Origin of the sequence: Mesorhizobium sp. M0771 (genome assembly GCF_040320155.1) — a bacterium.
Taxonomy (GTDB): Bacteria; Pseudomonadota; Alphaproteobacteria; order Rhizobiales; family Rhizobiaceae; genus Mesorhizobium.
Window position 1 is genome coordinate 134,701 of record NZ_JAMYPC010000008.1, and the last position, 23,787, is coordinate 158,487.

Sequence of the window (23,787 nt, forward strand, 5' to 3'; positions counted from 1 at the left end):
CAACTTGTTGCTGGCGTCAGGCGGGGCTAACGGGAGAACCGCCTCGGGTTGACGAGCTTCCGACAAAGACGGCCTGAGTTGCGCTTCGTTGTCGACATTTGCGCGAGCCCTGAGATCCGGCGCCGCCCGGCGGGTGATCGCCTTTTCTGAGGAGAACAATTGCCGTCCCAAGGGGACGACGGGAACCGAAACCTCGCACGTGCATCTCAGCTACCGCGGAACGGGCAAATCGAGCAGGTGGGGAATTTGGGGTAGGGGAATACGTCATCCAACATGCGGGGATTGGAATCCCAGGTGTCGGGCCCGCCAGTTTGTTGGAAGCGTTGCCCGTTGCAGCCTACACCATCGACACACAGGGCCGCATCACCTTCTACAACGAGGCCGCCGAACCTGAGTGGGACGACGCGCCGCGGTTTTGGCTCCGTCGTGCTCAAGCGGGTTGCACCACAAGCGCTTAGCGGCACCGGACAACTGGAATTTGGGGAACAAGGCGTCGTCTGGACGCTCCAGGCGCCGCTGCGCTCGGTCCAAATCTCTCTCGCGGATTTTGTCGATTGAAAGAGCGGGTCGCGCCTTAGGACAATCCCAGCAGGGGAGCGGTTTGGCCGCCTGTGGTGTCGGAATTGCCGATGCCAGACAGTTCGTGCTTATCGTCGGCAAGCGAAGTCAATCTCCCCGCCTCGACGGAGGTCAGTCCGTCCAATTCCATCACCGCGCCGTAGAGTTGGGCCGTCTGCATCACAAGCCGCTCGACATCTTCAAGGGCGACGTTCTCGTCCAGGTTACGCAATCGTATGTCCTCGGCAACCACCGCAATATTGACCATTCCGCGCGAGCGCAGCGCGCCCAGGACCCGTGAATTGAGATCCTCCCGTAGCCGAGCCGAATATCCGTAGCGCATGGAAACCTTCCTTTCAGGAGCCGGTTGTCCCGTCGTGGTCAAGATGCGCCAACGACCTTCCGATGGCAAGAAGAATATAAAATATTCTCAGGTAAATCAAGTAGTTAGCAGACTGCGCGGGTTGTGCTATCGGCGTGTCTTCCTCATCGTTGGTCTTGTATGTGAGTCACCCATCAGCCTCTCTTGACGCGCTGCACGGGGACCCCTAGCTATACTGCAATTGAGACACATACTAACTCACCATATTTTTGGTCTTGACGGTTGGAGGCGCGAATGGCCGAGCTGGAACGACCCGAGCGACTGCAGATCATGCTGACAGCCGAGGAATTGGCTGCCTTGGAAAACTGGCGCTTCGAAAAGCGCATGCCAAGCCGGTCCGCGGCGGTGCGGGAACTGCTGCGGCGCGGCCTGGATGCGGATGGATTCCTGACTGCGGGACAAGGAACTAAGTCTCAGGACTTTGGAATTCTGGGCAGCAGTGTGACTGGCGACGGCCAGTCGGGCGAGTAATCCGACGGCGGTTAGCCAACAATCGCTTTTTCTGGAAGTGCCGCTACCAATTTATTGCAGTGGCGGAAACGCAAAGCGGGTCGGCTCTCGGCAGGGTACTGGTCTCAGCAGGGTACTCTTGGCGTATGGTTGCAAAGCCCGCTCCGGTTCGCCGGAGCGGGCTTTTTGCGTTTTCCGAACAGGAAATGGTCGCGATCGCTTTCAGATACGCTCAAGGTTCTCTTCGCACTCCATGCACGTGACGCTGTGACCGGGGCACCTGAGCCGGTGTGTTCCTCCAGGGCAGCAATGGCCGTTCGAGCTCGCCCACCGGGCACAGACAAACACCTTGCGGGTTCCGTGGCATTGTGGACATTCTATCGGACGCGCCAGCAGAGCCTCGTTTTCCGAGACACGGCATTCCCTCTCAAGAACCTGGACCATCTGAAACCCCAAGGCCGAAATACGGCTAAGCTATCCATACCCGGAAAGCCTAAATTAGAATTTAATCACATAGATCACGAGCCTTCCGAGGGGGAAGTTTCGCGGATGGCGATCTCAGTCCGCCGCAGTCCGCCGCGCGTGTCTCATTCCCAATTTCGGCCGTCTCAAGATCAAGCTCCGGTTGCTCCCGGCATCGGTCGACCCGCGATTTTGCCCACCGATTTTCGCATTCGGATCGTTATAGGCTTTCGCTTTGCTGGAGCGGCGTTAAAGCTGCCCGGCAAATGCCTGAGCGGGAACAGTCCGTTCCTGCGTCGGTTCGTTTGGACAAGGATGTCTGCCAATGACATTGATGGGCGCAGCGGCACTTTTGATCCTTGTCCTGACTTATGCCGGCGTCGCAGTCGGGCGTATTCCAGGCCTCCGTCTCGACCGGGCAGGGATCGCCTTGCTGGGGGGGGCGGCGATGATCGCCATCGGCGCACTCAGTATGGAAGATGCCTATCGCGCCATCAATTTCGACACCATTACGCTGCTGCTCGGCATGATGATCGTGGTGGCGCATCTGAAGGTGTCCGGCGCCTTCCGGGCGCTTGGCGCCTACGCTATCGAGCATGCGCACGCGCCTTTCGTGCTGCTGGTGATGGTGACGCTGTTGACCGGCGTGTTGTCGGCGTTCCTGGTCAACGACGCCATCTGCCTGGTCATGGCGCCGATCGTCGTCCACGTCACCCGTGTCATCAATCGCAATCCCATTCCCTATCTGATCGCCACCGCCACCGCGTCCAACTGCGGCAGCGTCGCCACCATCACCGGCAACCCGCAGAACATGGTCATCGGCGCGCTGTCGGGAATTTCCTACCCAGCCTTTTCGGCCGCCCTGGCGCCGGTTGCCCTCTTCGGCCTCGTCGCGGTCGTCGTCATCGTGCGCATCGTCTACCGCGCCGAATTCGCCCGCCCCGCCGATCTCAACCCGGAAGTCTATCGCGGCCGCATGCTGCCGGGACAGGTGCTGAAGGCGGTGGTTGTCTGCATTGGCCTGGCCATCGCCTTCTTCGCCGGCGTTCCGGTTGCCAAGGCAGCGCTCATCGGCGGGGCCATCCTGCTGCTCACCCGCGCCATCAAGCCGGCCCGCATCTACCGCGAGATCGACGGCCCGCTGCTGTTCATGTTCGCCGGCCTGTTCATCGTTGTCGCCGGCGCCGAAAAGACGCTGCTGACGCCCGACATCATCGCCTCGGCCAAGAACCTCGGGCTGGACGACGTCTGGCGTCTATCGGGCTTCACCGCGGTGCTCTCCAACATCATGAGCAATGTTCCGGCCGTGCTGGCGCTGCGGCCATTCATACCCGGCCTTGAAAACCCCGGGCGTGCCTGGCTGGTGGTGGCGATGAGCTCGACGCTGGCGGGCAACTTCACCTTGCTCGGCTCAGTCGCCAACCTGATCGTCGCCGAACAGGCGCGGGCGGCCGGCACGCAGCTGTCCTTCTCAGCCTTCTTCAAGGTCGGCCTGCCACTGACGCTGCTGACCCTTGCCGTCGGGACGGCATGGCTGGCGGCTGGATTCTAGAGCAATTCCAGGAAAAAGTGTGAAGCGGTTTTTCGGTCCGGAATTGCGTCAAAACAAAGAGATAGCGTGTTTCGCCGTCTTCATTAAACGATGAACGCTCTAGCGGATAGTCGCCGATCCTGACCTTGCCCGAACCAGCGTTGCAGCGGCATGTCCGGCCGCCTCGACATAGTCGGGGTTGCGGTGGATCAGCATGATCGAGAACGCGCCGTCCATCAAAAGCACGATTTCGCGCGCCAGGGTCTGCGGCTCGTCGACGCCGTGGCCTGTGAGTTCGCCGGCCAGCCAGGTCTCGAAATTCTGCTTATGCCGCGCCCCCGCTTTAACGGCCGGGTGTCCGGGCATGGAAGCGAGTTCGGCTGCCGTGCGCAGAAAGCCGCAGCCTCTCCATTTCGGGTGCTTCGCCACGCGCGCCAGATTGGTGAAAATCGCCTCGACCTTGCGCTCGACATCGCCTTCGGCCGTCTCGAACCAGCCGGCCATCTGCTTGAGGTTCGGCTGGTCGCGACCGTCGAGATAGGCCGCGATCAAATCGTCCTTGCTCTTGAAATGATAGTAGAGCGTGCGCTTGGTCAGCCCGGCTTTTTCCGCCACTGCATCGACGCTGACGCGGCCGATCCCCTCGGCATAGAACAGCTTCGTTGCGGCATCGACAATGCGTTTGCGGGTGGGGTTCGGTGCTTCGCTCATAGGGCAAGTATACCGACTAGTGAATATACATACAACCGAAAGCCTGATCCTCTCCGGTCGACAAACACAGGGAAGGAAAAGACATGACCGAGCTTGTGCTCACCGAGGCCCGCGACGGGATCGCCATCCTCACACTTAATCGGCCGGAAAAGCTCAACGCCTTGAACTATGCGCTGATTGATCGCCTGCTTGCGCTCCTCGATGCCGCCGAGACCGACGATGCCATCCGCGCCATCATTCTCACTGGAGCAGGAGCGCGCGCCTTCTCCGCCGGCGCCGACATCCTTGAATTCTCAGGCAGCGTGGCCATCGGCGTCGACGTTGCCCTGCGCGACTTCGTCATGCGCGGACAGCGGCTGACTGCAAGGCTGGAGGCATTCCGCAAGCCCGTCATCGCCGCCGTCAACGGCATCGCCTTCGGCGGCGGCTGCGAGATCACCGAAGCCGTGCCGCTCGCTATCGCCAGCGACCGCGCCTTGTTCGCCAAGCCTGAGATCAACCTTGCAATGCCGCCTGCTTTCGGCGGCACGCAGCGGCTTCCGAGGCTGGCAGGGCGCAAGCGGGCGCTCGAGCTGCTGTTGACCGGCGATTGGTTCCCGCCGCCGCGCGCCCTCGAACTCGGCCTCGTCAATCAGGTGGTGCCGCATGAGGAGCTGATGCCCGCCGCAATTGATCTCGCCCGGCGCGTGACCAGGCATTCTCCTGCAGCAATTGCCTCGATCCTCACAGCAGTGGCGCGCGGCCTGAACCAGAGCATCGCGGATGGCTTGGCTGTCGAGGCCGAGCAGTTCGCCCGCATGGCTCCGACCGCTGATCTGCGCGAAGGGCTGGATGCCTGGATCGCACGCCGCCAGCCGGGCTGTCACGGCTCGTGGACGCACATCACCCGGCCGGATGAAGCCAGGCGAGCCTCAACGCAGCAGGACGGGCTTGCGGACCGCGATCAAGGCGCCGTCACGGCCAGATGACCTTTCATGTTGGGGTGGAAGCGGCAGAAATAGTCGACCGCTTCCGCCTTCTGCAGGGTCAGGCTCGCTGTTGACTTCGGTGGGATCATCACTTCCCAGCCGCCCTTGACGGTAGCCGTGTGGGCGAACACGTCATTGTTCACCCACTTGATCGTGTCGCCGACCTTCGCCTCGACGGTGGCCGGCGAAAAGACAAGCTTGTCGATGGTGACCTGGATGGTTTCGGCCTGCACGGGTGAGGTCCCGAAGACCAGCGCCAGTGCAATCCATAGCAGCCGTTTCGACATGGCCTGGTCCTTACTTCAGCATACCTGCAACATGCTCGGCGTGCTGTTCATGGCCCTGGAAAATCTTCAGGCCGGTCTGCAGCAGGCTCTTCAACTCGGCATTGCTGGCCGATGGGATCAAAAGGGTTTCAAGCGCGCCGTCGACCTGTTTGTGGTAGGCGATCTCGTTGTCGACATAGGCTTTGTCAAAGGCTGCGCCGTCGAGTTTGGCGAGCTTCGCCCGCTCCTCGGCCGCAGCCTTGGTCAGCGCCTGGCTGGTTGCGTTGTCTTCCGGCGTCACCTTCAGCTTCTTTACCAGTTCCAGTGCCTGCGCGTTGACCGCTTCGTGGTCGCGCACCATGTCGTTGGCGAAATCCACGACCTCCTTGGTCTTCGATTTCTTGATCGCCTGCTTGGCGGCTTCCACATCGATGACGCCTGCCGTGTAGGCGATGTGGGCGATCTGCGGGTCCGTCGGCTTGTCGGCGGCTTGCGCGAGCGGGGCAGCGCCAAGCAGCAGCAAGGCAGCGAGGGCGGCGGTGTGTCGGGTAACCATGGCATCTCCTTCGCCCGGACGCAGGATCGCGCCGGGCCGTGTTTTTCAGTTGACGGTCATTGGATGCGCAGCGGCGGCAAACGTTCCCGGGGAAATCGGCCAAATCAGCCGATGATCAGCTCTCCAGGCCGAGCCGCTGCATGACGGCGCTGGTCAGCCTGTCGCAGCGCCGGCCGGCAAACGGGAAGGCGTCGAGCAGCACCGGCCCGATCTGGTCGTCGAGTGCCTTGCGTACCAGGGCGCGGGCGCGGTGTAGCCTTGTCTTGATGGTTTCCGGCCGCACGCCAAGCAGCTCGGCGGTCTCCTCGATACTGAGCCCCTCGATAACCCGCGCCACGAACACCGTCCGATAAACATCGGGTAGGCTGTCGGTCGCCCGTTCCACCAACTCGAGGATCTGCCGCTGCGCCATCGTCCGCTCCGGGTCGTCGCTGGGATTGAGGGGGAACTGGATGATTTCGGCTTGCGGGTTTTTCGCCACCGTCCGCCGCCTTTTGCGCAGACGACCGAGCGCCTCGTTGATGACGATGCGCGACAGCCAGGTGGCCAATGAGGACTCCCCGCGAAAGGCATCGAGATGGGCAAAGGCTCTGACATAGGCCTCCTGGACGATGTCCTCGGCTTCGGCATCGTTGCGCACCACCCCGCGAGCGATGCGATAGAGCCGCTGATTATGGGTCTTCATGATGATGCAGAAGGCGTTGCCTTCGCGTGCCAGCGCGCGGCGCACGAGAAGCATCTCGCTTGAAGCAGCCGTGGGCATTGGTACAGACATAGCAGGCATGGCCAGTTCCTCGATCCAATCCCCGTCCGAAACCTCGATCAAGACATTGGATGACATCGCCGGCAAAAGGTTCCCGGCCATTTTCGCCCGGCTCCGACGGCGCCTAGAATACTGCTTCCGCCAGCGGCTTGTCAGCAGCCTGCGCTCGTGCCGTTGCCGCAAGCAGGTCGGTCTGCGTGATCAGGCCAAGGATGCGGCTGTCCCCGTCCACGATGATGACTGCATGGGTGCGGCCGTCGGTGAGCACCGGTAGCAGGGCCATGGCGGGCGTACCGGCGGCGGCGGTCGACGCTGTCGACGTAACGCTTCCGACGGCTTCGTCGGCTCGCGCCAATTCCCTCAATCCAACGGTGCCGACCAGTCTGGCGTCCTTGTCTACAACCGGCAGCGTGCGGATATTGTGGTCGAGCAGCAGATGACGCGCCCGATCGGCGGACGCGTGTTCATCGACCGAAATCACGTCGCACGACATGATGTCCTCGCACAACATGGTTCGGTGTGCGCGCATCGTCGCTTGCAGTTCGACCTGTCGCAGCAGTTGTTCGAGATCGTTGCGGTCGATGTCGAAGGTCTCGTCGAGCGCAGCCAGCGCGGCATCGATGTCCTCGGCCCGGAAGCCGATGCGCTCCTGAGCCGGCGGATCGATGGTTCCGTGCGTGCTTTTCGGGGCAGGGGCCGGCACATGCGGGTAGCTGCGTCGCGACAGCCTGTGGAAAGCATAGCCGAGCGCGACCAGCATCATGGAGTTCAGCGCCACCGGCACGAACGGAAACAGGAAGCCGGCACCGATCACGGCCGGCCCGCCGAGCACGGCGGTCAGTGCGGCGGCTCCGCCCGGCGGATGCAGGCAGCGTGAGAACGACATGGCGGCGATCGCCATCGCCACGGCAATGCCCGTGGCGAGAACGGGCTGATGGACGAAATGGGCCACGATCACGCCGACCAGCGCCGATATTGTATTGCCGCCGATGATCGACCATGGCTGCGCCAGCGGGCTTGCAGGCACCGCAAACAGCAGCACCGCCGAAGCCCCCATCGGCGCCACCAGCAGCGGCACATGCGGGCCGTTGCCAAGCACCAGCGCGCCGATCGCGCCGGTCAGCGCAATGCCGATCATCGCCCCGATGCAGGCGATGAGGCGCTCGCGCAGCGTCGCGCCGGCGAGAATGGGGACAAAGAGACGAAAGGCCATGGTAAGCTCAGTCCGGCTGGAATTGTGGGCGCAGCGCCTGCAATGGCGTTGGGCCGACGATTTTGAAAGTCAAACCGATCCGAAAAAGCGCGCGTTGAGGAAATAACATTGCGCTTGGTCTACCCATGAGCGGCTTTGCGACGTCGATCGTCCTACGAAAGTCGCTCGCCAATCCTTTCAACGGGTTAAGCGGGCTAGCGGAATCAGCTTCGCAAGTTTGCTGGTGTCATGCCGCAGCGGCCGCTTCCAGCCCGCGCAGGATATCGGCCTTGAGGTCCTCGACATCCTCGAGCCCGATCTGCAGCCGGATCAGCGGGCCGTCATAGGGGCCCTTGGCGACGGTACGGTCGCCGAGGAAGACCGGCACGGCAAGGCTCTCATAGCCGCCCCAGGAATAGCCGAGACCGAAGATTTTCAAGGCATCGAGGAAGGCATGCTGCTGTCTCTGGCCGCCGCCTTTGAGCACGATGGAAAAGATGCCGCTCGAGCCGGAAAAATCACGCTTCCACACCGCGTGGTCGGGGTGGCTGGGGAGCGCCGGGTGCAGCACGCGGGCCACGCCGGGCTGGCCTTCAAGCCGGACGGCAATGGCAAGCGCGCTCTTTTGATGGTGATCCAGCCGAACGCCCATCGTGCGCAGGCCGCGCAGGACTTGATAGACGTCGTCGGGGCCGGCGCAGCAGCCCATCGTGTAGAACGTCTCGCAAAGCTGCTTCCAGCAGTTGGCATTGGCAGACACTGTGCCCAGCAGCACGTCCGAATGCCCGGCCGGATATTTCGTCGCCGCATGGATCGAGATATCGACGCCGTGGTCGAGCGGACGGAAATAGAGCGGCGTTGCCCAGGTGTTGTCCATCATGACGATGGCGCCCGTTTCATGCGCCGCCTTGGCGATCGCCGGAACGTCCAGCACCTCGAAGGTGTTGGAGGCCGGTGATTCCGTAAACACGACTTTGGTGTTCGGCTTGATCAAGCTGGCGATGCCGGCGCCGGCATGCGGATCGTAATACTCGACCTCGACACCCAGCCGCTTCAGCATCGTGTCGGCGAAATTGCGGGTCGGATGGTAAACGGAATCGACAATCAGGATGTGATCGCCTGCCGAGAGAAACGCCAGCAACGGAACGGTCACCGCCGCCAGGCCCGACGGCACGATTATGGTGCCGGCGGAGCCTTCCAGCGCGTCGATCGCATGCGCCAACGCATCGGTGGTCGGCGTGCCGCGTGTGCCATAGGTGTATTTCTGGCTGCGCGCCGCCATCGCCGACGCATTGGGATAGAGCACGGTCGAGGCATGCACGATCGGCGGATTGACGAAGCCGAAATAGTCGTGCGGATTGTTGCCCGAATGGGCAAGCCGCGTGTTGATACCCATCTCGTTGCAGTCAGTCGCCATTGCTCTTCGCCTCGTGGTGAAAGCGCTAGCCATAGAGCGGCGGCATTGGCCGTGCAACAGCGGGCGCCCGCCACGCGGTGCCCTTTGCATAGGCCAATTCCCCCATGAATAGTCTGGAACGCGTGGCAATCCAGAGCCGCGGATTTCATGAGTGGATGTGGATTAGCGTCGACGGACTTTGCCGTTTTTGTTTGCGGGGCTTGCTGCTTTCCTGAGGGTGTTGTCCGCAATTCAGGCATTTGCGGCAATTGGTTTTCAAAGCTGTCGTGAAACGGTCATTTCCCTTGACCTCACAGAGATAATCGCCTTCGATGCAGTTCGTGAATGGGAGGGGCCGGGCGTCGATTACGACGCGAGGTTCCGGAATGAGCCGGATGGGAGCCGGGTTCACGCGGGAAAAGATCAGGATTTGCCTGAGGATCAGGGTTTACCTGAAAACAGAAAAGGGTCTGTGGGTTATGAAACATATTGCAATTGGCATTCTCGGTGCCGCTGCGCTTGGATGGATGGCTTCGGCCGCGTCGGCGACAACGCTCGAAACCGTCAAGGCGAAGGGCTTCATCCAGTGCGGTGTCTCGACGGGCCTGGCCGGCTTCTCGGCGCCTGACGACAAAGGCGATTGGAAAGGCATCGACGCGGATTTCTGCCGCGCTGTCGCTGGCGCAGTCTTCGGCGATGCCTCCAAGGTCAAGTTCACGCCGCTCAGCGCCAAGGAGCGCTTCACCGCGTTGCAGTCGGGCGAGATCGATCTCCTGTCGCGCAACACCACATGGACCATCAATCGCGATACCGCGCTTGGCCTGAACTTCATCGGCGTCACCTATTATGACGGCCAGGGTTTCATGATCAACGCCAAGAAACTGCCTGGCGTCAATTCGGCGCTGCAGCTTTCAGGTGCGGCAGTCTGCGTGCAGAGCGGCACCACCACCGAGCTCAACCTCGCCGATTACTTCAAGGCGAACAAGATGGAGTACAACCCGGTCGTCTTCGAAAAGCTGGAAGAGGTCAACGCTGCCTATGACGCCGGCCGCTGCGACGTCTACACCACCGACCAATCCGGCCTCTATGGCATCCGCCTGACGCTGAGTGCGCCGGCCGACCATGTCGTGCTGCCCGAGATCATCTCCAAAGAGCCGCTCGGCCCCGCCGTACGCCAGGGGGACGACCAGTGGTACCACATCGTCAAGTGGACCTACTTCGCCCTGTTGCAGGCAGAGGAACTGGGCATCACCCAGGCCAATGTCGAAGAGATGAAGACCTCGGATAATCCGGAGATCAAGCGCGTGCTCGGTCAGGAAGCCGAAACCAAGATCGGAACCGACCTTGGCGTGAGCAATGACTGGGTCGTCAACATCGTCAAGGCAGTCGGCAATTACGGTGAGATGTTCGAGCGCAATGTCGGCACCGGCAGCCCGCTGAAGATCGCGCGCGGCATCAATGCGCTGTGGACCAAGGGCGGCCTGCAATACGCACCGCCGATCCGCTGATCGAAATGTGATCCGGAAGGCAGATCATCTGCCTTCCGGTTTCTCTTTCCAGGGGATGAGCAATGGCATCGCAGGAAGTTCTTCGCGAGGAGCCGAGCCGCGGTTCCTTCATCAACGATCCGAAAGTCCGCGGGTTTTTCTTCCAGGCGGTGGTTGTCATCTTGCTGGTGGCGGGCGTCTGGTGGATCGTCCACAACGTCATCGTCAACCTGCAGCGCCTGCATATTACTTCCGGTTTTGGCTTCCTGAACAACCGAGCAGGCTTTGACATTCCAGTCAGGCCCATCGCTTATGATTCTGATTCGACCTATGGCCAGGCCATTGTCGTCGGGCTTATCAACACCATTATCGTCGCCGTTGCCGGCATTATCACCGCGACCATCATTGGCTTCATTGTCGGCGTCGGCCGGTTATCGCGCAACTGGCTGGTTCGCAAGATTTGCACGGTCTATGTCGAGGTGTTCCGCAACATTCCGCCCCTGCTGGTGATCTTCTTCTGGTATTCAGGCGTGCTCGCGGTACTGCCGGCGCCTCGCGACAGTTTCAATTTGCCGTTCGGCTCTTTCCTCAACCAACGCGGATTCTATTTTCCGCGCGCTATCTGGGGCGACGGCTCCTGGCTGATGTTTGTCGCCTTGCTTGTCGGCATCGCCATGGCTTTTTTTGTCGCGCGCACGGCACGCCAGCGGCAAATGGCAACCGGCCAGCAGTTTCCCGTATTCTGGACTTCGGCGGCGCTGATCGTCGGCCTTCCGCTCCTGGCCTATGCGCTGAGCGGCTTTCCCTTGAGCTTCGACTTTCCAAAGCAATCGACCTTCAACCTGACCGGAGGCTTTCAGATCGGGCCGGAGTTCCTGTCTCTCTATTTGGCGCTGTCCTGTTACACGGCCTCCTTCATCGCCGAGATCGTGCGCGCCGGCATTCTCGGCGTCAGCAAGGGTCAGACCGAAGCGGCTGGCGCCCTGGGGCTGCGGCCGGGATCTATCCTGCGGCTTGTCGTCGTTCCCCAAGCCATGCGGATCGTCATCCCGCCGCTGACCAGCCAGTATCTCAACCTGACAAAGAACTCGTCGCTGGCCATTGCCATCGGTTACCCCGACCTGACGGCGATCGCCGGCACAGTGCTGAATCAGACCGGTCAAGCGGTCGAGGGTGTGCTGATCATGATGGTCGTCTATCTCATCATCAGCCTGGTGACGTCGGCGGTGATGAATGTGGTCAACGCCAGGATGGCGCTGGTGGAGAGGTAAGACCATGCAGGAACATGATACCTCCTGGGTGCGGACCGAAATGGCACTCGCTCAACAAGCCCCGGCCGGCGTGCGGGGGCCTTTGGCCTGGGTTCGCAAGAACCTGATCGGTTCGGTGGGCGACGTCATCCTGACTGTAGTGGCTATTGCGCTGGTGGTGATGATCGTGCCGCCCGTCGTCAACTGGGCCTTCATCAACGCCCAGTGGACGGGGCCGGACCGGACTGTATGCGCCACGGTGGCGCAAGGCGGCATCCAGCCGGACGGCTGGTCAGGCGCCTGCTGGGCCTTCGTCAACGCGAAGTTCGGCCAGTTGATGCTTGGCCGCTATCCCCTGGAAGAGCGCTGGCGGCCGATCCTGGTCGCCGTCCTGTTCGTGGCGCTGCTGGTGCCGTTGCTGATGCCACGTGTGCCGCGGAAGGGGTTGAACGCCATTCTTCTATTCCTGGCACTGCCGATCATCGCGTTCGTGCTCCTGGTCGGCGGCATCTTCGGCCTGCCGCATGTGGAGACCCAGCTATGGGGCGGGCTGCTGGTGACGCTGAGCCTGTCCTTTGTCGGCATTGCCGTGTCGCTGCCGATGGGCATCGTGCTGGCGCTCGGCCGGCGCTCCAAGATGCCGATCGTCAAGACACTGTGCGTGGTCTTCATCGAGTTCGTTCGCGGCATCCCGCTGATCACCGTTCTGTTCTTTGCCAGCGTCATGCTGCCGCTGTTTCTGCCCGCCGGGGTTTCGTTCGACAAATATCTCAGGGCGCTGATCGGCGTCTCGCTGTTTGCCGCCGCCTATATGGCCGAAGTGGTGCGCGGCGGCCTGCAGGCGATCCCCAAGGGCCAGTATGAGGGTGCGGATTCGCTTGGCCTGGGCTACTGGCAGAAGATGGTGCTGATCGTGCTGCCGCAGGCACTGAAGCTGGTCATCCCCGGCATCGTCAATACCTTCATCGGTATGTTCAAGGACACAAGCCTCGTCATCATCATCTCGATGTTTGACCTGCTTGGCGTCGTCAAGCAGAACTTCTCGGACGCCAATTGGGCGACCCCACAGACCGCGAGATCCGGTCTCATCTTTGCAGCCTTCGTCTTCTGGCTGTTCTGCTTCGGCATGTCGCGGTATTCGATGTACACGGAACGCCGGCTCGACACCGGCCACAAACGTTGATGCATGTCGCCCAAAAGTGTTTAGCGGTTTTGGGACAACGACATGCATCATAGCTAAAAGACAGAACAAAAAGGGGAACCTGCCATGGTCATAGAAAACGCCGTCAGCGCCGAAGAGATCAAGGTCGATGCCAAGAAGATGCACATCTCGACCACCGATGTCGCAATCGACATCATCGGCATGCACAAATGGTATGGCGAGTTCCATGTGCTGAAGGACATCAACCTCAAAGTGATGCGCGGCGAGCGCATCGTCATCTGCGGTCCTTCGGGCTCGGGCAAATCGACCATGATCCGCTGCATCAACCGGCTGGAAGAGCACCAGAAGGGCAAGATCATCGTCGACGGCAAGGAACTCACCAACGATCTCAAGAAGATCGACGAGGTGCGCCGCGAGGTCGGCATGGTGTTCCAGCACTTCAACCTGTTCCCGCATCTGACCATCCTGGAGAACTGCACATTGGCACCGATCTGGGTGCGCAAGACGCCGAAGAAGCAGGCCGAGGAAATCGCGATGCACTTCCTCAAGCGCGTCAAGATCCCCGAACAGGCCAACAAATATCCGGGCCAGCTGTCGGGCGGCCAGCAGCAGCGCGTGGCGATCGCGCGTTCCCTGTGCATGAATCCGCGCATCATGCTGTTCGATGAGCCGACCTCGGCGCTCGATCCAGAAATGATCAAGGAAGTGCTGGAGACGATGGTGGGCCTGGCCGAGGAAGGCATGACCATGCTGTGCGTCACTCACGAAATGGGCTTTGCCCGCAAAGTCGCCAACCGGGTGATCTTCATGGATCAGGGCCAGATCGTCGAACAGAACACGCCGGCCGAGTTCTTCGACCATCCGCGCCACGAGCGCACGAAGCTGTTTCTGTCGCAGATCCTGCACTGAGCATTTTCATGCGAAGCAAAAGAGCCCTGCCGTAATGCGGCCGGGCTCTTTTGCTATCTGGGGTCGGGGTTGATCTTCTCCATTGAAACACAAAGCCGCCGCCGCATGAGAAAAGCCCTGCGTTTCGTGGCCATGCTGATTATCGTGGTCGCGCTCGCTGCCACGCTCGGCACGCTGGTGCCGCGTCCGCTGTGGCCGGCGTCAGCGGCGGGTGAGGGCACGCGCCATATTCTGGTGCTGGAGAATCCGATCCACACCGACATCGCCATTCCCGTCGATGACGAGGTGCGCCGGCGCTTCCATTTCCTGGTCGCTGCCGGCATCCCTGTCGACGCCCCGGAAGTGCGCTACATCGTCTTTGGCTGGGGCGGCCGGGCCTTCTATCTGGAGACGCCGAGCTGGTCGCAGCTGAAAGCAGTGCCCGTCCTCAAGGCGCTGACACTGGACGCCTCGGTCATGCATGTCGATATCGCCGGGGCCATCGCCGAGCCGCACCCTGCTGTCACCGGTTTCGACATCGATGAGGAACGTTTTGCAGCGCTGCTCGACTATATCGACGCGAGTTTCCAGCAAGGGCCGCATGGTCCGGTCGTCATCGAGAACGCCGCCTATTCCAGCTTCGACCGCTTCTTCGAGGCGAACGGCCATTTCAACGCGCTTGTCGGCTGCAACACCTGGACAGCCGCCGGCCTGCGCACCGCCGGCCTGCGCACCGGCTGGTGGAACCCGCTGCCGGCCTCGCTGGGCTTGTCGATGCGGTTTTATAACTAGCAGTCCTTCATCGCACCGCGACAGTGTTGGATCTTTTGAAGTCAGCGGGACAGCACTCCCCTCTGGCCTGCCGGCCATCTCCCCCGCAAGAGGGAGATCAGCCGTTTTGCCCGCGCTCCTGCTGCAACGCCGGCGATTTTGGCGAAGGCGACGGCGACATCCAATCTCCCCCCTTGCGTGGGAGATGTCCGGCAGGACAGAGGGGAGTGGGAAGGATCGCTACGTCGACGATCTAGACTGCCGAGTGTCCGCTCGCCATCCATAGAGCCAATCGAGGTCGGCGGCGAGCTTGTCGGGCGAGCGCATGGCCAGGAACAGATTGCGGGCGATCGCCACCGGGCCGGCAGCATGCCAGGCGAGGCGGTTTACGGCCCCACGACGCGCGGCCTTGGCGACACGCGGCCGCCGAAGATTTTCCCAGATTCGAAAACTTCTGGGCAGATCGCCAGGGAAATCGGCGATAGCGTCGGCAAGCGTGATGGCATCCTCGATCGCCATTGCCGCGCCCTGCGCGGCAAACGGCGTCATCGCGTGCGCGGCGTCGCCGATCAGCGCGATGCCCTGCGGGCTCGTCCACCGCTTCTGTTCGACGGTGTGGATCGGAAAGGCCGTCCATGGGCCGGCCAGTGCCACAAGCTTCGTCAGGCCCGGCGCGGTGCCGCGCAGGGCAGCCGTGAGGATCGCGGGATCGGCATGGCCCGACCAACCTTCGGCCATGCGCTCGCCCTTGGTGAAGGCGGCGAGATTGAAGGCCCGGCCTTTGCTGACGGGATAGGCGACCATGTGGAAGCCTGGATGCAGGAACGTGGTGACGCAGTCGGCGGCGCCGATCGCGACAAAGGCTTCGCCGGAGGCGCTCTCGGCCGCGATCGTGACTCGCCAGGCGAGTTCGCCCGAAAAACGGCTTTTGACGAAGTCCTCGCCTGCGAGTTGCGCCCGGACCGCCGACCAGACGCCGTCGGCGCCGACCAGCAGTTTGCCGCGTGCCTCGATCTCGCGGCCGTCCACTTCGGCGGTCACGGCGACATATTGCGCGTCTTTGACGATGCCGGTCACGCGGGCGCCAGTGATGAACTCAATCTCCGGCCGTTCAGCCATTTGCGCCAACAGCGCTGCCTGCAGATCTGCGCGGTGAGCAACGAGATAAGGCGACTGCCAGCGCGCTTCGGCGGCGTGCCCGAGCGGTACCCGCGCCAGTTCGCGCAGCGTCCCGGCGTCCTTGAGCACGACCGCTTCCGGCCGCAACGCTGCGGGCAGCAGTCGGTCGAGCACGCCGAGTTTTCCAAGAATGCGTGTTGCGTTGGGCGAAAGCTGGATGCCGGCGCCGGCCGCTTCGAGGTGCTGTGCCTGTTCGATAAGCTTTACCGGATAACCCCGTCCGGCGAAGGCAAGGGCAGCGGTCAGCCCGGCGATGCCGGCCCCGGCGATTATGACCTGCCGGGACCTGATGTCTTCCATCGGGCTTGTCGCGGAAGGATCAGGCGGCCTGGTCGATATAAAGGCAACCAGCCGGCAGCGTTTCCGTCGCCCTCAGCTTCGCCGAATAGCGGTAGAGCGTCGAGCAGTAGGGACAGACCTTTTCATTGTCGTCGCCCATGTCGAGGAACACATGCGGGTGGTCGAAGGGCGGGTTGGCGCCGGTGCACATGAATTCCTTGACGCCGATGTCGATTGCCGGATGGCCCGCATCGTTCTGGAAATGGGGAATGGAACCGCCTGCCATCGTCGTCTCCTTGATCTCGTCGAAAAGCATCTGGAACATAACAGGCCTGTTTGCAAGATCGATGAAATGAAACTGTCGCAAAAGCCTGTCAGAGGATACGTTGAGCCGGTTAAGTGCATGTCCCTGAAATCGGAACGGTTTTCGCCGAAGGGTCATGCGCCACAAAAGCGTGTTAGAGGCATGGCACGTCCAGCGGCGCTCCAAGGGACGGTTGGCGGGGGAAGAGCAGGAACCATGAACGAACTGAAGCCGGTGCAGAGCGAATTCATCAATGTCGAGGTGGCGAGCCCCGAGGGCGGCAACCCCGATCGGTTCGTCAACCGTGAGTTCTCCTGGCTGCAGTTCAACCGGCGTGTGCTCGAGGAATCCCAGAACCAGCACCATCCGCTGCTCGAACGCGTCCGTTTCCTGTCAATTTCAGCCGCCAATCTCGACGAATTCTTCATGGTCCGCGTCGCCGGCCTTGCCGGCCAGGTGCGCGAAGGCATTGCGCTCAAGAGCCCCGACGGCCGCACGCCGGAGCAGCAGCTGGAACAATTGCTGCGCGAGGTCGAGCGGCTGCAGGAGGACCAGCAGAACAGCCTTTCGGCGCTGATGCTGCTGCTCAACAAGGAAGGCATTGAGAGCATCACCCGCGATGCACTGACCAAGGATGAGAAAGTCTGGCTGGAAGACCATTTCCAGGACCAGGTCTTCCCGGTCCTGACTCCACTGTCGATCGACCCGGCGCATCCGTTTCCGTTCATTCCCAATCTCGGCTTCTCGATGGCGCTGCAATTGCGCCACCGCAAGAATGGCGAGGAGATGAGCGCACTTCTGCGCCTGCCGGTGGCGCTGAAGCGCTTCATCCGCCTGCCCGACCGCAAGCAGCACGTTCGCTTCATTCCACTGGAGGAGGCTGTCGGCCTCTATATCGGGAAGCTGTTCCCCGGCTATGAGGTCAAGGGTTCCGGCACCTTCCGCATCATCCGGGACAGCGATATCGAGGTCGAGGAAGAGTCGGAAGATCTCGTGCGCCTGTTCGAGACGGCGCTGAAGCGGCGCCGCCGCGGTTCGGTCATCCGCATCGAATTCGACAAGTCGATGCCCGGCGAATTGCGCGAGTTCGTCGCCGGCGAGCTTGGCGTCTCTTCGAGCCGCATCAGCGTTCTGACCGGCCCGCTGGCGCTCAGCCAGATTTCCGAGATCGTCGCCGTGCCACGCGACGACCTGAAGTTCACCCCCTACAATCCACGCTTTCCCGAGCGCATCCGCGAGCATGGCGGCGACTGTTTCGCGGCCATCCGCGAGAAGGACATCGTCGTCCACCACCCCTATGAATCCTTCGACGTGGTGGTCCAGTTCCTGCGCCAGGCGATGGCCGACCCGGAGGTGGTGGCGATCAAGCAGACGCTCTACCGCACCTCCAACGACAGCCCGATCGTGCGCGCCTTGGTCGACGCGGCCGAGGCCGGCAAGTCGGTAACCGCCCTGGTCGAGCTCAAGGCGCGCTTCGACGAGGAAGCCAACATCCGCTGGGCGCGCGACCTCGAACGCGCCGGCGTCCAGGTCGTGTTCGGCTTCCTCGAACTCAAAACCCATGCGAAAATGTCGCTTGTGGTGCGGCGCGAGGACGGCAAGCTGCGCAACTATGTCCATCTCGGCACCGGCAACTACCATCCGGTGACCGCGCGCATCTACACCGACCTGTCCTTCTTCACCACCGATCCGACGATCGCGCGCGATGTCGCCCAGCTGTTCAACTTCATCACCGGCTATGCCGAGCCGACCGATGAGATGCGGATCGCCATCTCGCCGTTTACGCTGCGCAGCCGTATCCTCAAGCACATTGCCGACGAGGTCGCCCACGCGCTGGCTGGCCGTCCGGCGCGCATCTGGATGAAGATGAACGCGCTCGTCGATCCCAACATCATTGATGCGCTCTATGACGCCAGCCGTGCCGGCGTCGAGATCGATCTCGTCGTGCGCGGCATCTGCTGCCTGCGGCCGCAGGTGCCCGGCCTGTCGGAAAACATCAGGGTCAAGTCGATCGTCGGCCGCTTCCTCGAACACAGCCGCATCTATTGCTTCGGCAACGGCCATGGCCTGCCGTCGGACGAGGCGATCGTCTACATCGCCTCGGCCGACTTGATGCCACGCAATCTCGACCGCCGCGTCGAGACCATGGTGCCGATCACCAACCCGACGGTGCATGAACAGATCCTTGGCCAGATCATGCTGGGCAACATCATGGACAACCAGCAAAGTTTCGACGTATTGGCTGACGGAACCTCCCGGCGCGTCGTGCTGGAGGAGGGTGAGGAACCGTTCAACGCGCAGGAATATTTCATGACCAATCCGAGCCTGTCGGGACGGGGTGACGCGCTGAAGTCGCATGCGCCCAAGCGCATCGCGCAGTTCAAGCGTCGCAAGAAGAACACCGGCTGATGATTTCAACGTCCCAAGGCCGGCTGCAGGATCGCCGGCCGCTGTCCATTATCGACATCGGCTCGAACTCGATCCGCCTTGTCGTCTATGAGGGGCTGGCGCGCTCGCCGACCTTGCTGTTCAACGAAAAGATGCTGGCCGGCCTAGGCCGCGGCATCGTTTCGACCGGCAAGCTCGACCCCGAGGCGGTGACGCGCTCGATGGAGGAGTTCCGCCGTTTCCGTGCGCTCTCCGACCAGGCCGGCGCGGAGCACATGTATGTGTTGGCGACGGCCGCGGCCCGCGAAGCGATCAACGGCCCCGATTTCATCCACCGCGCCCAGGATGTGCTCAAGACCGAGATCCGCGTGCTCACTGGCCGGCAGGAGGCGCATTATTCGGCGCTTGGCGTCATTTCGGGCTTCCACCCCGCCAATGGCATTGCCGGTGATCTTGGCGGCGGCAGCCTGGAGCTTATCGACATCAATGGCGAGGCGATCGGCGACGGCATCACGCTGCCGCTGGGTGGCCTGCGGCTGCAGGACATGGCCAGGAATTCGCTCGCCCAGGCGGCAAAGATCACCCGCGACGAACTGGCGCGCGCCAAATTGTTGAAGGGCGGGCTGGGACGGCCCTTTTACGCCGTTGGCGGCACCTGGCGAAACCTTGCCCGGCTGCACATGGAAATGACCAACTACCCGCTTGGCGTCATGCACCACTATGAGATCGGTGTCGAAAGCGCCGCCAATTTCCTGAAGCAGGTGGCGAAAGGCGAGATCGAGAAGGTCAAGGGCATCGAAGGTGTGTCGAAGAACCGCCGTTCGCTGCTGCCCTATGGCGCGGTCGTGCTGCAGGAGATCATGGCGGCGATGCAACCGTCGAAGATCATCGTCTCGGCATTGGGCGTGCGCGAAGGGTTTCTCTATTCGCTGCTCGACCCTGCCGAGCAGAAGGCCGATCCGCTGGTCTCCGCTTCGGAGGAACTGGCGCGGCTGCGGTCGCGCTCGGTCACCCATGCGCATGAGCTTGTCGAATGGACGGACAAGACCTTTGCCGCCTTCGGCATCGACGAGACGGAGGATGAGGCACGCTATCGCCACGCTGCCTGTCTGCTGGCCGATATAGGCTGGCGCGCACACCCGGAATATCGCGGCAAGCAGTCGCTCAACATCATTGCCCACGCATCCTTCATTGGCGTCGATCACCCCGGCCGTGCCTTCCTGGCGCTGGTCGGCCTGTTCCGCCACGAAGGCGTGTTCAACGATGCGGCGCCGGAAATCCGCGGCCTGGCGACGCCGCGCTATCTCGAGCGCGCCCGCATCCTGGCGGCGGTGCTGCGCGTCGTCTATCTGCTGACTGCGGCCATGCCCGGCGTCATGCCGCGGCTGAAATGGGAAAACCGCGGCAATGGCACGTTGGCGCTGGTGCTGCCGGCCTCACTTTCCGATCTTTACGGCGAACGCCCGGCCGGACGGCTGGCGCAACTGGCGCGGATCACCAACCGCCGGCTGGTGCTGGCGGTCGAGGGTGGGCAGAGCGTGTCGGTGAAGTAGGCGCGGCCTGACAGCAAAACCATGTCGTCGTCGGCCTCGCGTTCGAGCACCGGCTTCCTCAATCCGTCGCTGCTTCGCACCGCCACCTTCCCCCTCCGGAGGGAAAGGAAGGGAGCCTCGTTGGAAAGCGTTGGCGGCAATAGGCTCGCGCCCTTCCTCTACCCCGTCGATCGGGGGAGAGGGGGCTCGGCGAAGCCGAGACGGAGTGGGGGTCGACCTGCCTCGGGCATCGATGGTTCAACCGGGACGATATTTGACGATATCAGACCGCGGCACCGCGCCCGTCGATCGACCAGGCCCCGGCGCCGGCCATGGCTAGCGCCAGGAATCCGCCGGCGATGGCAATATCCTTCATCAGCATCTGCTGGTGCAGGAAGGTGAGCATCGGGTCATCGCCGCCCTGGCCGTAGTGGCCGATGGAGCCTGCAACGATGCAGAAAGCGGCAAGAAGTATCGCAACGACCGGCGTCTGAAAGCCGACCAGTATCAAGAGACCGGCAATCAACTCGAACAGCCCGGTGCCCCAGGCGGCAAGCGTCGGCAATGGCATGCCGAGGCCGGCGAAATAGCCGGTCGTCCCGGCAATGTCGGCGAGCGCGTGGTAGCCGGAGGGAACGAGCAGGGCGGCGAGCAGCAGCCGGGAAATCAGAAGCAATGCATCGCGGGGCATGGTCATCTCCGTTGTCTGTCCGCCGGCTGTTTCGAGACCGATCCTAGCAGGGATGGGACGGGCGCGCGCTTGGGCAGACAACGAAAAAGCGGCGTGGAAAATTCCACGCCGCTTTTTTCAGGCTTGGGAGGGAAAGCTCAGCCGCGCTTGGCGTCGATCGAGTAGGCGCCAGGGCCTGAGGAAGCCAGCAGCAGGAAACCCCCGGTGATGGCGACGTTCTTCAGGAAATGGATCATCTGGTTCTGGTCGGCCCAGCCGGTATGGGCGACAAAGGCCGAAGCGATGGTGAAGACCGCGAGCACCCAGGCGGCGATGCGGGTCTGAAAGCCAACGAGCACGGCAAGGCCGCCGAGCAATTCGATCAGGCCGACGACAATGGCCGTTATGGTCGGCACCGGCAGGCCCATGGCGCCGAAATAGCCGGCGGTGCCCGAAATGGCGGTGAGCTTGCCGAAGCCGGAAAGCAGGAAGATGGCGGCGAGCAGGATGCGGCCGAGCAGGATGGTGGTGGAACTGTTGGACGCGATGCCGGCGCCGGCAGCGGAAGTGTTGATGGACATGGTGGCTCTCCGAAAAGGGTTGATGTCCCGTCAGATAGACCAAGCCGACTGTTCACCAAAGCCGCCAGTCCGGCGACACATTGTTCACAGGACGTACATTTCGGGATCGTTCGACCGACGCAAAATTCTTGTCGCGGCCAGCAGCGGCGGGAGCAAATTGTCCCGCCACACAATTCGGATTCTAGTTGACGCAATTCCCAAGAAGAGGGGCTGCGCGCTTCCCGAGGAAACGCAAGGCACTTTCCCTGGAATCGCTTAACCCGGATGCGTCATGTCCTCCGGCCGCACCAGCCGGTCGTAGTCTGCCTCGCTGACCAGCCCGGTGGCCAGTGCTTCCTCGCGCAAGGTGGTGCCCTTCTTGTGCGCGGTCTTGGCGATCTTGGCGGCATTGTCGTACCCGATCGTCGGCGCCAGCGCTGTCACCAGCATCAGCGAGCGGTCGAGCGCGGCCTTGATGTTGTCTTCGCGCGCCTCGATACCGACGACGCAATTGTCGGTGAAGGAGATCGAAGCGTCGGCCAGCAGCTGCACCGACTGCAGGAAGTTGTAGGCCATCAGCGGGTTGTAGACGTTGAGCTCGAAATGGCCCTGGCTGCCGGCGAAGGTCAGCGAGGCGTTGTTGCCGAACACCTGCACGCAGACCTGCGTCAGAGCCTCGCACTGCGTCGGGTTGACCTTGCCAGGCATGATCGAGGAACCCGGCTCGTTTTCCGGCAGCGACAGTTCGCCGAGGCCCGAGCGCGGGCCGGAGCCGAGGAAGCGGATGTCGTTGGCGATCTTGAAGAGGGCGGCGGCCGCCGCGTTGATGGCGCCATGCGAGAACACCATGGAATCGTGCGCGGCGAGCGCCTCGAACTTGTTCGGCGCGGTGACGAAGGCAATGCCGGTAATGTCGGCGATGCGCGCCGCCACCTTTTCCGCAAAGCCGACCGGCGCATTGAGGCCGGTGCCGACTGCGGTGCCGCCCTGCGCCAGTTCCTGCAGGCCGGGCAGCGTCATCTCGATGCGCTTGATCGAAGAGGCCACCTGTGCGGCATAGCCGGAAAATTCCTGGCCCAGCGTGAGGGGGGTGGCATCCTGCGTATGGGTGCGGCCGATCTTGATGATGTGGGCGAAAGCCTTTGTCTTGACCTCGAGCGCGGCGTGCAGATGCCTAAGCGCCGGCAGCAGATCGTGCACGATGCGCTCGGCGCAAGCGATGTGCATGGCTGTCGGGTAGGTGTCGTTCGACGACTGGCTCATATTGACGTGGTCGTTGGGGTGCACCGGCTTCTTCGAGCCCATGACGCCGCCCAGAAGTTCGATCGCCCGGTTGGAGATCACCTCGTTGGCGTTCATGTTGGACTGCGTGCCCGAGCCGGTCTGCCACACGACCAGCGGGAAATGGTCGTTGAGCTTGCCGTCGATCACCTCTTGCGCCGCCTCGATGATCGCCTTGCCGACTTCCGGATCGAGCCGCTTCAGCTCCATATTGGCTTCCGCCGCCGCTCGCTTGACGATGCCGAGCGCACGCACGATCGAGGCCGGCTGCTTTTCCCAGCCTATCCTGAAATTGCCGAGGGAACGCTGCGCCTGCGCGCCCCAGTAACGGTCGGCGGCAACCTCGATGGGGCCGAACGTGTCGGTTTCGGTTCTGGTCCTGGCAGCGGTCACTTGTCTCTCCGACGATCGAATTCGGCAACGGCGTATCGCGTTGCACAATGGCCTTCAAGCAGAGATTGCGGCCGGCAGGCAGTAAATCGGTTGAAGCGGTAGCGCCGGCCTTCGGGATCCTGCACCCTCCACTTTCGTGTGAAGGAAATTGCTCCTCAGTGCGGCTTGATCCCATAAAGTGGACGGAAACTTGCGGATTTGCTCGATGAGATCATGTCGAGCTGGCGGATTGCTCTACGCAAACTTCCCCCAGGATCAGCAATGCGCAATTCACGTCTACCTACGAGCGACGCTGCCACACGATCCAAACTACCATCCGTACCGGCGTCTCACAGGCAACAGCAGCGATGAGGTAGCTTACGCGCTTGTCCTTCTGTTCAGTTTCCCGACCAAAATCCGGCATCGCAT

Annotated in this window: 22 protein-coding genes; 10 read left to right on the plus strand and 12 right to left on the minus strand. The window is 62.2% G+C overall.

From position 1 onward, the window contains the following. Nucleotides 1–574: 574 nt before the first annotated feature. Nucleotides 575–901, minus strand: a complete 327-nt coding sequence (locus tag NKI05_RS14855) for a hypothetical protein (RefSeq protein WP_023727873.1) — start codon at nt 899–901, stop codon at nt 575–577. A gap of 273 nt (nt 902–1,174) precedes the next feature. On the opposite strand from NKI05_RS14855, the gene NKI05_RS14860 reads away from it, so the two are divergent. Then, nucleotides 1,175–1,411 carry a hypothetical protein gene (locus NKI05_RS14860; RefSeq protein WP_023671471.1) on the plus strand — a complete coding sequence of 79 codons (237 nt, stop codon included), beginning with the start codon at nt 1,175–1,177 and terminating at the stop codon, nt 1,409–1,411. A gap of 766 nt (nt 1,412–2,177) precedes the next feature. Continuing rightward, nucleotides 2,178–3,404 (plus strand): anion transporter, encoded by a 1,227-nt coding sequence (locus NKI05_RS14865; RefSeq protein WP_031194071.1) that lies wholly within the window; start codon nt 2,178–2,180, stop codon nt 3,402–3,404. A gap of 99 nt (nt 3,405–3,503) precedes the next feature. On the opposite strand, the gene NKI05_RS14870 is transcribed toward NKI05_RS14865, so the two are convergent. Next, a complete protein-coding gene (locus NKI05_RS14870) occupies nt 3,504–4,094 on the minus strand; it encodes a TetR/AcrR family transcriptional regulator (protein ID WP_023727874.1) in 591 nt (196 codons plus the stop codon). Nucleotides 4,095–4,177: 83 nt separating this feature from the next. Here NKI05_RS14870 and NKI05_RS14875 point away from each other — a divergent pair, with 83 nt between their 5' ends. After that, a complete protein-coding gene (locus NKI05_RS14875) occupies nt 4,178–5,062 on the plus strand; it encodes a crotonase/enoyl-CoA hydratase family protein (protein ID WP_023743016.1) in 885 nt (294 codons plus the stop codon). Here the strand turns inward: NKI05_RS14875 and NKI05_RS14880 are convergent. The 5 genes from NKI05_RS14880 to NKI05_RS14900 form a co-directional block, all read right to left on the minus strand. Further along, nucleotides 5,038–5,349, minus strand: a complete 312-nt coding sequence (locus tag NKI05_RS14880) for a cupredoxin domain-containing protein (protein ID WP_023814796.1) — start codon at nt 5,347–5,349, stop codon at nt 5,038–5,040. The two genes, NKI05_RS14875 and NKI05_RS14880, sit on opposite strands and share 25 nt — an antisense overlap. Before the next feature lie 10 nt (nt 5,350–5,359). Continuing rightward, a complete protein-coding gene (locus NKI05_RS14885) occupies nt 5,360–5,884 on the minus strand; it encodes a DUF4142 domain-containing protein (RefSeq protein WP_023814795.1) in 525 nt (174 codons plus the stop codon). Nucleotides 5,885–5,999: 115 nt separating this feature from the next. Beyond that, a complete protein-coding gene (locus NKI05_RS14890) occupies nt 6,000–6,668 on the minus strand; it encodes an RNA polymerase sigma factor (protein WP_352792594.1) in 669 nt (222 codons plus the stop codon). 103 nt (nt 6,669–6,771) lie between these two features. After that, on the minus strand, nt 6,772–7,860 hold the full coding sequence (locus NKI05_RS14895; protein WP_023671478.1) for an HPP family protein: 1,089 nt from the start codon (nt 7,858–7,860) through the stop codon (nt 6,772–6,774). A gap of 226 nt (nt 7,861–8,086) precedes the next feature. Then, complete coding sequence (locus NKI05_RS14900) at nt 8,087–9,256, minus strand: cystathionine beta-lyase (protein ID WP_023814793.1); 1,170 nt, start codon at nt 9,254–9,256, stop codon at nt 8,087–8,089. Nucleotides 9,257–9,714: 458 nt separating this feature from the next. On the opposite strand from NKI05_RS14900, the gene NKI05_RS14905 reads away from it, so the two are divergent. From NKI05_RS14905 to NKI05_RS14925, 5 genes are all read left to right on the plus strand, one after another. Next, entirely contained in the window at nt 9,715–10,743 is a 1,029-nt protein-coding gene (locus tag NKI05_RS14905; RefSeq protein ID WP_352792546.1) for an amino acid ABC transporter substrate-binding protein, read from the plus strand. 62 nt (nt 10,744–10,805) lie between these two features. After that, nucleotides 10,806–11,993 (plus strand): amino acid ABC transporter permease, encoded by a 1,188-nt coding sequence (locus tag NKI05_RS14910; protein ID WP_023671481.1) that lies wholly within the window; start codon nt 10,806–10,808, stop codon nt 11,991–11,993. Nucleotides 11,994–11,997: 4 nt separating this feature from the next. After that, nucleotides 11,998–13,155 carry an amino acid ABC transporter permease gene (locus NKI05_RS14915; protein WP_023700666.1) on the plus strand — a complete coding sequence of 386 codons (1,158 nt, stop codon included), beginning with the start codon at nt 11,998–12,000 and terminating at the stop codon, nt 13,153–13,155. 84 nt (nt 13,156–13,239) lie between these two features. Further along, nucleotides 13,240–14,043 carry an amino acid ABC transporter ATP-binding protein gene (locus NKI05_RS14920; RefSeq protein WP_023671483.1) on the plus strand — a complete coding sequence of 268 codons (804 nt, stop codon included), beginning with the start codon at nt 13,240–13,242 and terminating at the stop codon, nt 14,041–14,043. 105 nt (nt 14,044–14,148) lie between these two features. Beyond that, nucleotides 14,149–14,814 (plus strand): TIGR02117 family protein, encoded by a 666-nt coding sequence (locus NKI05_RS14925; protein WP_023727880.1) that lies wholly within the window; start codon nt 14,149–14,151, stop codon nt 14,812–14,814. 219 nt (nt 14,815–15,033) lie between these two features. Here the strand turns inward: NKI05_RS14925 and NKI05_RS14930 are convergent, their stop codons facing one another. Both NKI05_RS14930 and NKI05_RS14935 read right to left on the minus strand, forming a co-directional pair. Next, complete coding sequence (locus NKI05_RS14930) at nt 15,034–16,272, minus strand: FAD-dependent monooxygenase (protein WP_023814791.1); 1,239 nt, start codon at nt 16,270–16,272, stop codon at nt 15,034–15,036. 19 nt (nt 16,273–16,291) lie between these two features. Next, nucleotides 16,292–16,537, minus strand: a complete 246-nt coding sequence (locus NKI05_RS14935; RefSeq protein WP_023705697.1) for a zinc-finger domain-containing protein — start codon at nt 16,535–16,537, stop codon at nt 16,292–16,294. Nucleotides 16,538–16,771: 234 nt separating this feature from the next. Between NKI05_RS14935 and NKI05_RS14940 the strand changes: the two genes are divergently transcribed. Both NKI05_RS14940 and ppx read left to right on the plus strand, forming a co-directional pair. Further along, on the plus strand, nt 16,772–18,964 hold the full coding sequence (locus NKI05_RS14940) for an RNA degradosome polyphosphate kinase (RefSeq protein ID WP_023689905.1): 2,193 nt from the start codon (nt 16,772–16,774) through the stop codon (nt 18,962–18,964). Continuing rightward, a complete protein-coding gene (gene ppx / locus NKI05_RS14945) occupies nt 18,964–20,496 on the plus strand; it encodes an exopolyphosphatase (protein ID WP_023804989.1) in 1,533 nt (510 codons plus the stop codon). The genes NKI05_RS14940 and ppx overlap by 1 nt, the downstream gene beginning before the upstream one ends. 262 nt (nt 20,497–20,758) lie before the next feature. On the opposite strand, the gene NKI05_RS14950 is transcribed toward ppx, so the two are convergent. The 3 genes from NKI05_RS14950 to fumC all read right to left on the minus strand — a co-directional run bounded on the left by NKI05_RS14950 (nt 20,759) and on the right by fumC (nt 23,379). Then, nucleotides 20,759–21,166 carry a DoxX family protein gene (locus tag NKI05_RS14950; RefSeq protein ID WP_023715186.1) on the minus strand — a complete coding sequence of 136 codons (408 nt, stop codon included), beginning with the start codon at nt 21,164–21,166 and terminating at the stop codon, nt 20,759–20,761. A 137-nt stretch (nt 21,167–21,303) separates the two neighbouring features. Then, a complete protein-coding gene (locus NKI05_RS14955; RefSeq protein ID WP_023671490.1) occupies nt 21,304–21,726 on the minus strand; it encodes a DoxX family protein in 423 nt (140 codons plus the stop codon). Between the two features lie 255 nt (nt 21,727–21,981). After that, on the minus strand, nt 21,982–23,379 hold the full coding sequence (gene fumC / locus NKI05_RS14960; protein ID WP_023671491.1) for a class II fumarate hydratase: 1,398 nt from the start codon (nt 23,377–23,379) through the stop codon (nt 21,982–21,984). Nucleotides 23,380–23,787 lie beyond the last annotated feature (408 nt).